This is a genomic window from Streptomyces sp. NPDC102259 (assembly GCF_044766465.1).
In the GTDB taxonomy this organism is placed as follows: Bacteria; Actinomycetota; Actinomycetes; order Streptomycetales; family Streptomycetaceae; genus Streptomyces.
In genome coordinates this window covers 146,240-159,963 of record NZ_JBIWMA010000003.1, presented here as the reverse complement: position 1 = coordinate 159,963, position 13,724 = coordinate 146,240, and the positions used below count along the sequence as shown (strand labels likewise).

The following is a 13,724-nucleotide window of genomic DNA, read 5'->3' as shown; positions in this document are numbered from 1 at the left end:
GCGCACGGCACGACATGGACGCCGGTCCGCGCTACCAGCCCGTCCGGCGATTGAGGCCGAGGCCCGTTCGGGGCCGAAGCGGGGGGCTGGGGGCGCAGCCCCCAGGGCCGGTCACCGGAACGCGGGTGCTAGCCCTCCCGACGGTGCCGCGCACCAGTCTCCGACGACGCCTTCTCCGCGGCAGCGGCCTTCTCCTCCGCCTCCATCTCCGCGAACACGTCGATCGGCGCGGGCGCCTTCGCGAGGAAGACCCACGTCAGCCAGACCGCGAGCAGGAACGGCGGGATCTTCAGGGCGATCAGCACCCAGCCCAGCTGCGCGGTGTTGGCCCACCAGTAGAGCGGGAAGAGGATCGCGCACTTGGCGAGCAGGATCAGTCCCCACGCCCAGCTGGCCTTGGCGTACGCCTTCTTGCGGCCCGGGTTGCGGGTCCGCCAGGAGAGGTTCTCCTTGAAGACCGGGCCCAGGATCAGACCGATCAGCGGCACCCCGCACAGCGTCGTGATGATGTAGGCGAGGGCCAGGCCCAGCGTGTAGAGCATGCCCGGCAGATAGAAGTCCTTGGCGTTGCCGGTCATCATCGCGAAGACCACGCCGAAGGCGACGCCGAAGACCCCGCTGAAGGCGTGCTTGACCGTGTCCTTCATCGCCAGGCGGACCACGACCAGGATCAGCGACACCGCGAGCGCGGCGATCGCGGACATGTGCAGATCCTTGTTGATCGTGAAGATCGTGACGAAGAGCAGGCCGGGCACGACCGTCTCGACCATGCCCCGCACCCCGCCGAACGCCTCGAACAGCGCAGCCTCGGTCACCGCCCGGGCGTCGGCCGCGGTCGTGTCGTCCGCGGTCGTTTCTTCGGTCGGCTTGTCGAGCGACGTCACCGGCTACTCCCTACCCAGGGGTCTCAGTTCGTACTTGGGGTTGAACAGCACCCGGCGGCCCCGGCTCATGGAGACCCGCCCCGATGCGATGAGCCTGCGTCCCGGCTCTATGCCCACTATGGAGCGCCTGCCCAGCCACACCACGTCCAGCGCGGCGCTGCCGTCGAACAGCTCGGCCTCCAGGGCCGGAACCCCGGCGCGTGGCCGCAGAGTGACCGTGCGCAAGGTACCAGTAACCGTGACGATCTGGCGGTCGTGGCAGTCGCCGATCCGCGTACACCCGACCGTCTCGGCTTCCTCTCGCAGCTCCTCGGACTCCAGGTCCTCCTGCGACGAGGACAGCCGGTCGAGCATGCGCCGGAACCGGCCCACCGGCTTTTCGGAACGAGGGACAGCACTCATGTCTGAAGGGTACCGGGGCACGCCCACAGAGCCGTAGCCGCCGCCCCACCCGTCGCACTAGCGCTCGAACCGGTAGCCCATCCCGGGTTCCGTGACGAAGTGCCTGGGATGCGAGGGGTCCGCCTCCAGCTTGCGTCTCAGCTGCGCCATGTACACCCGCAGGTAGTTGGTCTCCGTCCCGTACGACGGCCCCCACACCTCCTGGAGCAGCTGCTTCTGGCTGACCAGCCGGCCGGTGTTGCGCACCAGCACCTCCAGCAGATGCCACTCCGTGGGGGTCAGCCGTACGTCCTTCCCGGCGCGGTTGACCTTCTTCGCGGCCAGGTCGACGGTGAACCCGTCGGTCTCCACCAGGACCTCGTCCTCGGCGCCCCCGGCGGGTTCCGCCCGGCGGACGGCGGCTCGCAGCCGGGCCAGCAGCTCGTCCATGCCGAACGGCTTGGTGACGTAGTCGTCGGCGCCCGCGTCGAGCGCCTCGACCTTCTCGTCCGAGGAGTGCCGGGCGGACAGCACCAGGATCGGCACCCTGGTCCAGCCACGCAGCCCCTTGATCACCTCGACACCGTCCATGTCCGGCAGCCCCAGGTCGAGGACGATCACGTCCGGGTGGCGGGCGGCGGCGAGCCGTAGCGCGGTGGCGCCGTCGTGGGCCGCGTCGACCTCGTACCTGCGGGCCTTGAGGTTGATCACGAGGGCGCGCACGATCTGCGGCTCGTCGTCGATCACGAGCACTCTCGTGGGGGCCTGGGGCGTCCCCTCGGCCGGGCTCAGCATGAGGCGTGCCTTTCGGGTTGCGCGGGTTGCGCGGGTTGCGACTCGAGGCGCGGTCCCGCCGCGCGGACGGTGAGGACCATGGTGAGGCCGCCGCCGGGGGTGTCCTCGGCGTTGAGGGTTCCGCCCATGGCCTCGGCGAAGCCACGCGCGACCGCGAGGCCCAGTCCCACCCCGGCCCCGCGCGGGGCGTCGCCGTAGCGCTGGAAGGGAGCGAATATCCGCTCCTTGGCCTCGTCGGGAACGCCCGGCCCGCGGTCCACGACCCGTACCTCGACCCGGTCGGACATCGCGCTCGCCGAGACCAGTACGGGCTCGCCGCCCGGACTGTACTTGACCGCGTTCTCCACGAGATTGGCGACCGACCGCTCCAGCAGCCCGGCGTCCACGGCGACCATGGGCAGCGACTCCGGGATGTCCAGCTCCACGCTCGCCGCCGGATCGGGCACCCCGCCGAGCGCCATCGGCACCACCTCGTCCAGGTCGATCTCCCGGATGATCGGCGTGACCGTACCGGTCTGGAGGCGGGACATGTCCAGTAGGTTGCCCACCAGGTGGTCGAGGCGGTCCGCGCCCTCCTCGATGCCCTCGAGCAGCTCCGCCTGATCCTCCTCCGACCAGGCCACGTCGTCGGATCTGAGACTGGACACCGCCGCCTTGATCCCGGCCAGCGGGGTCCGCAGGTCATGGCTCACGGCGGCCAGCAGGGCCGTGCGGATGCGGTTGCCCTCGGCCAGCGCACGGGCCTGGTCGGCCTCCTCCTGGAGGCGCCGCCGGTCCAGTACGACGACCGCCTGCGCGGCGAACGCGGCCAGGACCCGCCGGTCCTCCGCGGGCAGCAACCGCCCGGTGAGCGCCAGCGCGAGGTGGTCGCCGACCGGCACGTCCACGTCCGCGTCCTCGGGCCGCTCGACCGGTCGTCCGAACCCGACGTGGCCCGCGCGGGTCCACGGCGCTCTGTCGTCCGCCCGCTCCAGCAGTGCCGCCGACTCCATCCCGAAGGTCTCGCGCACCCGCTCCAGCAGCGCCTCGAGGCTGGTCTCGCCCCGCAGCACGTTGCCCGCCAGGTAGGACAGGATCTCCGACTCGGCCCGCAGCCGGGCCGCCTGGTGCGTACGCCGGGCCGCCAGGTCCACCACCGAGGCCACCGAGACCCCCACCCCGACGAAGATCAAGATGGCGACGATGTTCTTCGGGTCGGCGATCGTCCATCTGTGCAGGGGCGGCGTGTAGAAGTAGTTCAGCAGGAGCGAGCCCACCGCCGCCGAGGCCAGGGCCGGCAGCAGCCCGCCGAGCAGCGCCGCCGCCACCGTCACGGCCAGGAACAGCAGCATGTCGTTGGCGAGGCCGAGGTGGACGGTGTTCAGCAGCAGCGCCAGCAGCGCGGGGCCCACCACGCCGACCAGCCAGCCCCAGACGATCCGGGCCCGCCCGAGCCGGGCGCCCCGGGCCACCGGCAGCCCGCGCCCCTTGGCCACCTCGTCGTGGGTGACGATGTGCACGTCGAGGTCGGACCCCGACTCCCGGGCGACCGTCGCGCCGACCCCGGGCCCGAAGACGTACTGCCAGGCCTTGCGGCGCGAGGAGCCGAGCACGATCTGCGTGGCGTTGACCCCGCGGGCGAAGTCGAGCAGCGCGGCGGGGATGTCGTCGCCGACCACGTGGTGGAAGGTGCCGCCCAGGTCCTCCACGAGGGTGCGCTGGACCGCCAGTTCCTTGGGCGAGGCGGAGGTCAGGCCGTCACTGCGCGCGATGTACACGGTCAGCACCTCCCCGCCGGCGCCCTTCTCCGCCAGCCGCGCGGCCCGCCGGATCAGGGTGCGTCCCTCGGGGCCGCCGGTCAGCCCGACCACGATCCGCTCGCGCGAACCCCAGATCGCCGACACATGGTGCTCGCTGCGGTACTGCTTCAGGTACTCGTCGACCCGGTCGGCGACCCACAGCAGGGCCAGCTCCCGCAGGGCGGTGAGGTTCCCGGGCCGGAAGTAGTTGGACAGGGCTGCGTCGACCTTGTCCGGCTTGTAGATGTTCCCGTGCGCCATCCGCCGCCGCAGCGCCTGGGGTGACATGTCCACCAGCTCGATCTGGTCGGCGCGCCGGACGAACTCGTCGGGCACCGTCTCCTGCTGCCGTACCCCCGTGATCGACTCCACGACGTCACCCAGGGACTCCAGGTGCTGGATGTTCACGGTCGAGACCACGTCGACTCCGGCGGCGAGCAGTTCCTGCACGTCCTGCCAGCGCTTGGTGTTGCGCGAGCCCGGGACGTTGGTGTGCGCGAGTTCGTCCACCAGGGCGACCCGCGGGGCCCGGGTGAGGACGGCGTCCACGTCCATCTCGGTGAAGACGCCGCCCCGGTACTCCAGTTCCCGGCGCGGCACCTGCTCGAGGCCGTGCAGCATCACCTCGGTGCGCTGCCGCCCGTGGTGCTCGACGAACGCCACCACGCAGTCCGTGCCGCGCTCCACCCGGCGGTGCGCCTCGGACAGCATCGCGTACGTCTTGCCCACGCCCGGTGCCGCGCCGAGGTAGATCCGAAGCTTTCCGCGTGCCATGGCCTCATTGTCTTCCCGTGACTCCTGCGTACGCAGCGTCGACCTTACGGCCAACACTTCCGGCATAAGGGACGAGCTGAAGGGTGAGGAGCGCCTTTGACGCAACCCTGACGCGGTCGGACGAACACCGGCGCCCCTCACCCCTTCATCGGACGAGCCCCTCGAATCGGTTCACGCACATCGGGGCACGGACACGGGCCGCGCCCACCGGGTCACGCGGGATTGTCCCCGTGGGTGAGCGTCTCCCAGGCGACGAAGAGGTTGTTGCTGCCGGCCGGGCGGTTCTGGAGGGTCAGCGTCTGGGTGTTGCTCATCGCGATGCCCAGACGGTTGTGCAGCGCGTTGTAGCCGACCTCGGTGACCGGGCCGAGCGCCTGGTTCAGCGAGCCACCGCACAGCCAGCTCGGAACGGCCGCGCCGAGCTCGTACTTCGACTGGAAGCCGAGGGCCTGGCGCAGCCGCTCGCCGACGTCGGTGCCGTACAGGTCCTGTCCCTGGATCCGGCTGGTCTCGGCGACGTGCGAGATCGCGGAGATGCCGTACCCGGTGTGGGTGAGGTCGCGGCAGGTCTCCTGGGTCAGGCCGGTGACGAAGGTGCCCTGGCCCTGCCAGTAGGCGACGATCTTGTCCCGGGTGTTCAGGTTCTGGCTCGGCACGGTCTTCGGCAGCTCGCCGTCGGAGGCCAGGTAGACGTAGGCCGCCGTGCGGGTGCGGAATTTCGCCATGGCCTTGTCGTACGACGTCCTGTCCTCGAGGAAGACGGAGATGCCGATCGCGGCCTCCGTCATGGACAGCTCCCAGTTCCCGTTGGAGTTGGAGCCGTTGATGACCTCGGGCAGGTAGACGTCCCGCAGCATGCTCGCGAAGCGGCCGGAGTTGGCCCAGCCGCCGGTGTACGTGTATTTGATGATCTCGGCGGCCCTCGGCCAGGACGAGCCGGCCCAGCCGGTCTGGAGGGGCGCGTTGCTGTTCGTGTGGTCCTTGACGACGGCCGACCAGGCGTCCATCAGCTCGATGGCCTTCTTCGCGTACCGCTCGTCCCGCGTGACGTACCAGGCGAGGGCGTCGGTGTACGCCGCGAGGGCGTCCTCCCGCTCGTCCGTGCAGCCGTAGTTCGGGTTGGAGTAGGACCCGCACTCGACCACGGCGCGGGGCTTGGGGGTGCGGCTCAGACTGGCGTACTTGCCGGCCAGCAGCTGGTCGAAGGCGCCCTTCCAGGGCTGGGCGGCGGAGTCGACCTTGCCCCGGACGAAGTCCAGTTGCGCCCGGGAGACGGTGACCCCGGGGTGGGCGAAGGCGGCGGGGGCGGCTTGGGCCCGCGGGACGTTCGGGGACACGAGAGCGCCCAGGACCAGGGCGGTGACGGTCACCAGGAATGCGGTTCGACGCACAGCAGCTCCGTTCTCGTTCGTGTATATGAACACAGAGCGCCCTTATGAACTCAGGCGTTGAGCGGAGACCGTAGGTCCAGACCAATGGACCGTCAAGGGTTCACACACGAGAAGAGCGCGACGCGAACACGACAAAGGGCCGCACCCCGAGCGGGGGTGCGGCCCTTTGTCGTCGTACGGAGGTCTGCCGTCGTGGACTAGCGGACCTCGGTGATCTCCGGTCCGCGCTGGAGCTGGCCCATGCCGCCGGAGAAGCGGGAGCTGTCGTCCTGCTGCTGCTGGACGCCTTCGGGGACCATCTGCGCGTCGTTCGGCAGCTTGAGGACGATCGGGTCGCGGGGCGCCATCGGGCCCTCGCCGCGGACCACGACGGTGTCCCGGAAGATCTGCTCGAGCAGACCGGCCGCCTGCGGCTGCACCGCGCCCTGGCCCGAGATCACTCCGCGCAGGAACCAGCGGGGACCGTCCACACCGACGAACCGCACGACGTGGAAGCCACCCGTGCCGTCCGGCAGCTGCACCGGCACCTGGGCGCGCAGCTCCCAGCCCAGCGGGCCTTCGACCTCGTCGACGATGCCGCCCTGCTGAGTGATGCCGGAGCCGATCTCCTCGCGCACCTCGCCCCAGATGCCCTCGCGCTTGGGAGCGGCGAAGGCCTGGAGCTGGATGGCGCTGTCGCGCAGCACGACGGTCGCCGCGACGATCGCGTCACCGGCGACCTCGACCCGCAGCTCCATGCCGTCGACCCCGGGCACGAAGATCCCGCCGAGGTCCACGCGGCCCTCGGCCGGGTCGCGCACCTCCGAGTCGTCCCAGGGCCCGTCGGGCCGCGGCTCGGGCTCGAGCCGCACCCGCTCGCGCTCGCCCTCTACGTCGTCCGCCTCAGCGTCGACACTGTCGACGACCTGCTCGGCCTCGCCGGCCGCGTCCTCGGCGGCACCCTTCTTCTTGCGACGTCCGAACACGTCACTGTCCTTCCCGGTCGGATACGACCGATGCGTATCGATTCCCACCCGTCGCGCCGCCCTCGGCGGCCGAGGCGCTTGTACCGCTTTCACCGCCCACGGCGGCATGCCCGCCGGTGGACCCGAAGCCCCCTGTGGCCCGCGCCGATTCGGGAAGCTCCGCCACCTCCTGGAAGCGGACCCTCTCGACCTGCTGGACGACCAGTTGGGCAATCCGGTCGAAGCGCTCGAACCGCACGGACTCGCGCGGGTCGAGATTCACCACGATCACCTTGATCTCCCCACGGTACCCGGCATCAACCGTCCCCGGGGCATTCACGAGGGCGACGCCGCACCGGGCGGCCAGCCCCGATCGCGGGTGCACGAAGGCCGCGTACCCCTCGGGCAGGGCGATGGACACCCCCGTGGGCAGTACGGCCCGCTCCCCCGGCGCGAGTTCATGGCTGCGCGTGGTGCGCAGATCGGCCCCGGCGTCGCCCGGGTGCTCGTACGTCGGAAGCGGTACGTCGGGGTCGACGCGCCGGATCAGAACGGGCAGGGGGTCGCGGCTCACGGGTTCACCTCGAAGGCGCGAGTGCGCCTGATCTGGTCCGGGTCGCTCATCGCGGCCTGGATCTCCGCCTCACGGCCATGGCTCACGAAGTGCTCGACCGCGACCTCGACGAAGAGCGCGTCGGCACGGACGGCGAGCGGCCCTTCGGGACCGCCGATCCGTCCGGTGGCACTCGAGTAGATCTTGCGCCTGGCCACCGCCGTCACCTCGGCCTCGAGGTACAGCGTGGTACCGACCGGCACGGGCCGCACGAAGTCGGTCTCCAGCCGTCCGGTCACGGCGATCGTCCGCAGCAGCCAGTTCAGCGAGCCGAGCGTCTCGTCGAGGGCGGTGGCCAGGATCCCGCCGTGCGCCAGGCCGGGCGCGCCCTGATGGGCGGGCTGCACGGTGAACTCGGCGGTGACGGTCACTCCCTCGCCGGCCCGTGCCTCCAGACGCAGCCCATGGGTCTGCTCGCCGCCACATCCGAAACAGTGTTCGTAGTGGGCACCGAGAAGCTCGCCGGGCACGGGAGCGTCGGGGTGCCGAACGGGTTTCACGGCATCGGCCGGAGGCTCAAGAGCTGCGGAAGTACCACTCACAGCCGCAGACCTTACCCGCGCGTCCGCCGTATCAGGACACCGTGCCAAGCTTGGCTCCATGCAGCTCTCGACCACCCCGTACGAAGAACGCCTCACCGCCCCCCGGTCGTGGTGGTTCGTCTCGTTCCTCGTGGGTGTCTCCCTGGCCCTGATCCTGCTGCCCTTCGGCACCCTGCCGTTGCTCGGCGGTCTGGTCGGCGGCACCGCTGCCGCGGCGGTGGTGGCCAGCTCCTACGGTTCCGTGCGCATCCGCGTCGTCGGCGACTCGCTGATCGCGGGCGAGGCGAAGATCCCGGTCGCGGCCCTGGGCGGGACGGAGGTCCTGGACGCGGACGAGGCGCGCGCCTGGCGCACGTACAAGGCCGACACCCGGGCCTTCCTGCTGCTGCGTTCCTACATCCCGGGGGCCCTGCGGGTCGAGGTCACCGACCCGGACGACCCGACGCCCTACCTGTATCTGTCGACGCGGGAGCCGGAGCGCCTGGCAGAGGCGCTGAAGGCGGCCCGGGAGGCGACGGCCTGACCGGAGCCCTCAGCCCCCGAGCTCTCTCGGGTTCTCAGGGTTCTCACGGTCGTCGGGACCCAGGGGGTTCAAGGGGTTTCTGGAGATCTCCCCCATGGCCAGGGGATCCGTCGGCCTCTCCAGTGGCGGAAGCTCGGGCAGCGCGTCCCACGGCACCTGCGTCTTCCGCAGGTCGGCCCGGATCTTCGCGGCCACTCTCCTGGTGTCCCGGCGGTTCATGACCGCGCCGACGGCGGCGCCCACCATGAAGGGCATCAGGTTCGGCAGGTCACGGAGCATGCGCTTCATGATCTGCTGGCGCAGCTCACGCTTCATCTGGCCGCCGAGCGCCGAGTTGATCGAGGACGGCTTCATGACGTTGACGCCGCGCTCGCCCGACCACGAGCGCAGATACGCGGCACTGCGGTCCTTGAGGTTGCCCGCCGGCCGCACGCCGTAGACCTCGTGGAGCTCGGCGATCAGTTTCAGCTCGATCGCCGCGACCCCGGTGATCTCCGCGGCCAGCTCGGTCGGCATCGCGGGCGGCACGGGCAGCATCGCGGCCGCCCCGATGCCCGCGCCGACGGTCGACGTGGCGTTCGCCGCGCCCGACACGAGCTTGTCCGCGAGCTGCTCGGGCCCGAGACCGGGGAACTGCCTGCGCAGCGTCTGGAGGTCCCGTACGGGGACCCGTGGGGCGATGTCGATGATCCGGTCGGCGAGGTGCCCCAGGCCCGCCCTGGCGCGGTTGCCGCCCTTGCGGACGCCTTCCCGGGCCAGGTCCGTCGCTCTGTCCCGGATGACCGCCGCCCGCCGCTTGGCGACGGGGGCGGCGCTCCGCGTCGGGACCGGGAGGTCAGCCCGGTCAGCCGCGGGTTCGAGCGAGGCCGATCCCGCAGGGACCGCTCCCGTACCGGATGAGCCTCGCTCGTCGTCACGCACGCCGTGAGGGCCCCGGGAGGGCCCCTTGTCCGTTCCCCACGGGGGGAAGCGGCGCTTCCGAGGTGGGGTCGAGCCAGTCACGGCCGACCCCGCCTCAGTCGCAGTCGCGGCAGATCGGCTGGCCGTTCTTCTCCCGGGCCAGCTGGCTGCGGTGGTGCACAAGGAAGCAGCTCATGCAAGTGAACTCGTCCTGCTGCTTCGGCAGCACCCGGACGGCCAGTTCCTCGTTCGAGAGGTCTGCGCCGGGCAGCTCGAGCCCCTCCGCGGCCTCGAATTCGTCGACGTCGACTGCGGAGGCGGACTTGTCGTTCCGCCTGGCCTTCAGCTCTTCGAGACTGTCTGAGTCGACATCGTCATCGGTCTTGCGTGGGGTGTCGTAATCGGTAGCCATTTCGCCTCTCCCCCTCTGGGTATCTGCTGGTGTCTCCAGCGCACGTAACGCGTGAGAGGCCGGACTTGTGCCCGCCCCGAGGCGGAGATTTTGCCTCACATCAAGGTCTGTTACTCAATCGACACCCAACCGAACTCCTCACGAGTGATCGGCTTGGATGGCGATCGGGACCGTACACGGTCCGAATGCCGCACTTCAAAGGCGTCTCACCGTGTACTTCCCGTGATCGGGACCCCTGAAAACCCGGATTTTCCGGGCTTTACGACGGCATTCATGATCACGGAGAGTAGATGGCCCGAAATTTGCCCTTGTGATCGATCACACACGGGGAACCTAGGTCGGGACCCAGAAAATTCCGCGCAAAGCGAACATCCCCGCGTGTGTCGGCGACATGATCTCAGACGGGGAAGGTGACCCGCATCACGAGCCCACCCCCCTCGCGCGGCTGGGCCGCGATATGGCCGCCGTGCGCCCGAGCCACGGACCGCACGATGGACAGGCCCAACCCGACCCCCTTGTCACTGCCCGTCCGCTCCGTACGCAGGCGACGGAAGGGCTCGAACAGATTGTCGATCTCGTAGGCGGGAACGACCGGGCCGGTGTTCGACACGACGAGGACCGCCTGTCCGTGCCGGACCTCGGTGGTCACCTCGACCCAGCCGTCCTCGGACACGTTGTACCGTACGGCGTTCTGCACGAGATTCAGCGCGATCCGCTCCAACAGGACGCCGTTGCCCTGGACGACCGCGGGTTTCTGCTCCCCGCGGATCACCACGCCCTTGGCCACCGCCTCCCCGTGCACCTGGTCGATGGCCTGCTCGGCGACCTCCGCGAGGTCGACCGGCTTGCGCTCGACGATCTGGTTGTCGCTGCGGGCGAGCAGCAGCAGGCCCTCGACGAGTTGCTCGCTGCGCTCGTTGGTGGCCAGCAGCGTCTTGCCGAGCTGTTGCAGCTCGACCGGCGCGTTCGGATCGGAGAGGTGGACTTCGAGCAGCGTGCGGTTGATCGCCAGCGGCGTCCTCAGCTCGTGCGAGGCGTTGCCCACGAAGCGCTGCTGCGCCGTGAAGGCCCGCTGGAGGCGCTCCAGCATGTCGTCGAAGGTGTCGGCCAGCTCCTTCAGCTCGTCGTCCGGTCCGTCCAGCTCGATACGGCGGGACAGGTCCGAGCCAGCCACCGCGCGCGCGGTCCGGGTGATCCGGCCGAGCGGGGACAGCACCCGGCCGGCCATGGCGTAGCCGAACGCGAAGGCGATCACGGCGAGCCCCAGAAGGGCCAGCAGGGACCGGCTGAGGAGGTCGTCCAGGGCGTGCTGCCGCTGGACGGCGTCGCACTGCTTGAGCACCGAGTTGATCTCGTCCCCGGTCGCGGAGTTCACGGCGGGGCAGGACGCGCTGGTGACCTTGAGATTGACCCCGCTCACCTGCAGGGACTGGCCGCCGCCGCCCTCGTGCAGGGCCTGCGCGGCCAGCAGGTAGATGATCGACAGCAACAGGATGCCGGCGATCAGGAACATCCCGCCGTACAGCAGCGTGAGGCGTATCCGGATGGTCGGGCGCAGCCAGGGGAACGGGGTCTGCGGGCTCCTGGGGTCCCAGGTGGGCTTCGGGGGCGCCTGGGGAGGCGCGGGTGTCGATGCCACGGCGGATCAGATCCGGTAGCCGGAACCGGGGACGGTGACGATCACCGGAGGTTCGCCCAGCTTGCGGCGGAGCGTCATGACGGTCACGCGCACGACGTTGGTGAACGGGTCGGTGTTCTCGTCCCAGGCCTTCTCGAGGAGCTGCTCCGCGGAGACCACCGCTCCCTCGCTGCGCATCAGCACCTCCAGGACGGCGAACTCCTTGGGCGCGAGCTGGACCTCCTTGCCGTCGCGGAAGACCTCGCGGCGATTGGGGTCGAGCTTGATGCCGGCCCGCTCCAGGACGGGCGGCAGCGGCAGGCTGGTGCGCCGGCCGAGGGCACGCACGCGTGCGATCAGCTCGCTGAAGGCGAAGGGCTTGGGAAGGTAGTCGTCGGCGCCGATCTCCAGACCCTCGACCCGGTCGCTGACGTCGCCCGAGGCCGTGAGCATCAGCACGCGCGTGGGCATGCCGAGTTCGACGATCTTGCGGCAGACGTCGTCGCCGTGGACGAGGGGGAGGTCCCGGTCGAGGACGACCACGTCGTAGTCGTTGACGCCGATGCGCTCCAGGGCGGCCGCACCGTCGTACACGACGTCGACGGCCATGGCCTCCCGGCGCAGTCCGGTGGCCACCGCATCGGCGAGCAGCTGCTCGTCCTCGACGACGAGTACGCGCACGTCGCTTGTCCTTCCTGTGTCCACCCGCGTAGCGCTCCGTGAGCGCTCTCGGGCAGGGGTTTGGGTGAGCGTGGGCCTCCATCCTGCCCTTTTCGGCCATAAGTCGGCGGTAAGGCGGGTGGGCGGGAGATGAAGGACGGGTGTGAAGCCCGGGAATGCGAGATTTTCTCGTGAGGTTGAGGTTTCCGTGGAAGAGCGCGGGGGGAGGACGGCTTTACACCCCGCGATCACGCTCTGCATGTGCCGCAGCACCATGCGGTACTCCGCGGTCCGTTTGCCGCAGAGCGGGCGTGGGTGTCCGGCACCGTCGCCGCCCGGCAGGGCAGCGCTGGGCACCTATGGCAGACGTGATCGCCCCTTCCCAACCGGCACACCCCCGTGCCACCGACCCACGACCCAGGACGAGGGGGCGCAGCATGGACGCATTCACCGCAGGTCTTCTGCACCGCATAAGGACGACCGAGTCCGACCTGACGCGGGCTCGCGACGAGGGCGACGACTTCCTCGTCGAGGTGGAACAGGCCGAGCTCGACGACCTGCGCCGCCTCGCCGCCGAGCACGGTGTGGAGGTCGGCGCGATCAGCGTCGTCTGAGCAGTTCGCAGGTACGCGGAGGGGCCCCGGCGAATCCAGCGCCGGGGCCCCTTCGCGTGGCCCGGGAGAGCGGCTCAGTCGTGCCAGGCGCCGAAGTCCTCCAGGAGTCGCTGGAGGGGCTCGAAGACGCCGGGGGTTGCAGCCACCGTCAGGTCACGTGCGGGGCGCTCTCCGGGCCGCCCACCGGTCAGCGCACCCGCTTCCCGGGCGATCAGGTCGCCCGCGGCGAGGTCCCAGGGATGCAGCCCGCGTTCGTAGTAGCCGTCGAGGCGACCCGCGGCCACGTCGCACAGGTCGACCGCGGCCGAGCCGCTGCGCCGGATGTCCCGCAGCAGCGGGATCAGCCGCTGCGCGACGTCGGCCTGGTGGGCGCGGACCTCGGTGACGTAGTTGAAGCCGGTGGAGACCAGGGCCTGGTCGAGGGGGGCCGCGGGACGGCAGGACAGGGCGTGTTCGCCCTCCCGGGCGCCGCTCCCCCACGCCCCGCCGCCGCGCACCGCGTGGTACGTCTCACCGCGCATCGGGATCTCGACCACCCCGGCGACCGTCTCGCCGTCCTGCTCGGCGGCGATGGAGACGGCCCAGGTGGGCAGTCCGTAGAGGTAGTTGACCGTGCCGTCGAGGGGGTCGATCACCCAGCGGATGCCGCTGCCGCCCTCGCTGGAGGCGCCCTCCTCGCCGAGGAAGCCGTCGTCGGGACGGTGCCCGGAGATGAGTGTCGTGATCAGCTTCTCGGCCGCGATGTCCATCTCGGTGACCACGTCGATCGGGCTCGACTTGGTGGCGGCGACCGCGAGGTCGGCCGGGCGGCCGTCCCGCAGCAGCTCGCCGGCCCGGCGGGCGGCCTCCTTGGCGATCTCGAGCAGTTCTGTGTGCAGGGGGTCGGTCACGCCGT

At 70.5% G+C, this 13,724-nt stretch carries 15 protein-coding genes; 2 read left to right on the top strand and 13 right to left on the bottom strand.

Annotated features, from left to right (window positions below; translation table 11 throughout):
• Positions 1-128: 128 nt before the first annotated feature.
• From ACIRPU_RS09405 to ACIRPU_RS09370, 8 genes are all read right to left on the bottom strand, one after another.
• Complete coding sequence (locus tag ACIRPU_RS09405) at positions 129-884, bottom strand: DUF3159 domain-containing protein (RefSeq protein WP_403863908.1); 756 nt, start codon at positions 882-884, stop codon at positions 129-131.
• Between the two features lie 3 nt (positions 885-887).
• The gene (locus tag ACIRPU_RS09400) at positions 888-1,286 is read right to left on the bottom strand and encodes an OB-fold nucleic acid binding domain-containing protein (protein ID WP_403863905.1); all 399 of its coding nucleotides are present in this window, start codon (positions 1,284-1,286) and stop codon (positions 888-890) included.
• A gap of 57 nt (positions 1,287-1,343) precedes the next feature.
• The gene (locus tag ACIRPU_RS09395; RefSeq protein ID WP_355703406.1) at positions 1,344-2,060 is read right to left on the bottom strand and encodes a response regulator; all 717 of its coding nucleotides are present in this window, start codon (positions 2,058-2,060) and stop codon (positions 1,344-1,346) included.
• Entirely contained in the window at positions 2,054-4,612 is a 2,559-nt protein-coding gene (locus ACIRPU_RS09390) for an ATP-binding protein (RefSeq protein WP_403863902.1), read from the bottom strand. Before ACIRPU_RS09390 ends, ACIRPU_RS09395 begins: the two co-directional genes overlap by 7 nt.
• A gap of 212 nt (positions 4,613-4,824) precedes the next feature.
• Positions 4,825-6,003: an alginate lyase family protein gene (locus ACIRPU_RS09385; RefSeq protein ID WP_403863899.1), complete on the bottom strand. Its 1,179-nt coding sequence runs from the start codon at positions 6,001-6,003 to the stop codon at positions 4,825-4,827.
• A gap of 197 nt (positions 6,004-6,200) precedes the next feature.
• A complete protein-coding gene (locus tag ACIRPU_RS09380) occupies positions 6,201-6,968 on the bottom strand; it encodes a DUF3710 domain-containing protein (RefSeq protein WP_355703409.1) in 768 nt (255 codons plus the stop codon).
• Position 6,969: 1 nt separating this feature from the next.
• Positions 6,970-7,521: a dUTP diphosphatase gene (gene dut / locus ACIRPU_RS09375; protein ID WP_384124444.1), complete on the bottom strand. Its 552-nt coding sequence runs from the start codon at positions 7,519-7,521 to the stop codon at positions 6,970-6,972.
• Positions 7,518-8,102 carry a PaaI family thioesterase gene (locus ACIRPU_RS09370; protein ID WP_384124442.1) on the bottom strand — a complete coding sequence of 195 codons (585 nt, stop codon included), beginning with the start codon at positions 8,100-8,102 and terminating at the stop codon, positions 7,518-7,520. Before ACIRPU_RS09370 ends, dut begins: the two co-directional genes overlap by 4 nt.
• Before the next feature lie 58 nt (positions 8,103-8,160).
• Here ACIRPU_RS09370 and ACIRPU_RS09365 point away from each other — a divergent pair, with 58 nt between their 5' ends.
• On the top strand, positions 8,161-8,625 hold the full coding sequence (locus tag ACIRPU_RS09365) for a DUF3093 domain-containing protein (RefSeq protein ID WP_403863895.1): 465 nt from the start codon (positions 8,161-8,163) through the stop codon (positions 8,623-8,625).
• Positions 8,626-8,634: 9 nt separating this feature from the next.
• On the opposite strand, the gene ACIRPU_RS09360 is transcribed toward ACIRPU_RS09365, so the two are convergent.
• From ACIRPU_RS09360 to ACIRPU_RS09345, 4 genes are all read right to left on the bottom strand, one after another.
• The gene (locus tag ACIRPU_RS09360; RefSeq protein WP_403863892.1) at positions 8,635-9,627 is read right to left on the bottom strand and encodes a hypothetical protein; all 993 of its coding nucleotides are present in this window, start codon (positions 9,625-9,627) and stop codon (positions 8,635-8,637) included.
• 13 nt (positions 9,628-9,640) lie between these two features.
• Complete coding sequence (locus tag ACIRPU_RS09355) at positions 9,641-9,937, bottom strand: DUF4193 domain-containing protein (protein ID WP_003993510.1); 297 nt, start codon at positions 9,935-9,937, stop codon at positions 9,641-9,643.
• Between the two features lie 397 nt (positions 9,938-10,334).
• Entirely contained in the window at positions 10,335-11,576 is a 1,242-nt protein-coding gene (locus tag ACIRPU_RS09350; protein WP_403863889.1) for a sensor histidine kinase, read from the bottom strand.
• Positions 11,577-11,582: 6 nt separating this feature from the next.
• Positions 11,583-12,236, bottom strand: coding sequence for a response regulator transcription factor (locus ACIRPU_RS09345; protein WP_020125132.1), 654 nt, complete (start codon positions 12,234-12,236; stop codon positions 11,583-11,585).
• 416 nt (positions 12,237-12,652) lie between these two features.
• Between ACIRPU_RS09345 and ACIRPU_RS09340 the strand changes: the two genes are divergently transcribed.
• Entirely contained in the window at positions 12,653-12,829 is a 177-nt protein-coding gene (locus tag ACIRPU_RS09340) for a hypothetical protein (RefSeq protein ID WP_403863886.1), read from the top strand.
• Between the two features lie 74 nt (positions 12,830-12,903).
• Here ACIRPU_RS09340 and ACIRPU_RS09335 read toward each other — a convergent pair whose 3' ends face one another.
• Positions 12,904-13,719: an inositol monophosphatase family protein gene (locus tag ACIRPU_RS09335; protein WP_403863883.1), complete on the bottom strand. Its 816-nt coding sequence runs from the start codon at positions 13,717-13,719 to the stop codon at positions 12,904-12,906.
• Positions 13,720-13,724 lie beyond the last annotated feature (5 nt).

Bases quoted from the DNA above. Each gene is read 5' to 3' on its own strand.
- ACIRPU_RS09340 (WP_403863886.1), top strand. From the start codon at position 12,653: ATGGACGCATTCACCGCAGGTCTTCTGCACCGCATAAGGACGACCGAG.
- ACIRPU_RS09395 (WP_355703406.1), bottom strand. From the start codon at position 2,060: ATGCTGAGCCCGGCCGAGGGGACGCCCCAGGCCCCCACGAGAGTGCTC.
- ACIRPU_RS09390 (WP_403863902.1), bottom strand. From the start codon at position 4,612: ATGGCACGCGGAAAGCTTCGGATCTACCTCGGCGCGGCACCGGGCGTG.
- ACIRPU_RS09365 (WP_403863895.1), top strand. From the start codon at position 8,161: ATGCAGCTCTCGACCACCCCGTACGAAGAACGCCTCACCGCCCCCCGG.
- ACIRPU_RS09400 (WP_403863905.1), bottom strand. From the start codon at position 1,286: ATGAGTGCTGTCCCTCGTTCCGAAAAGCCGGTGGGCCGGTTCCGGCGC.
- ACIRPU_RS09355 (WP_003993510.1), bottom strand. From the start codon at position 9,937: ATGGCTACCGATTACGACACCCCACGCAAGACCGATGACGATGTCGAC.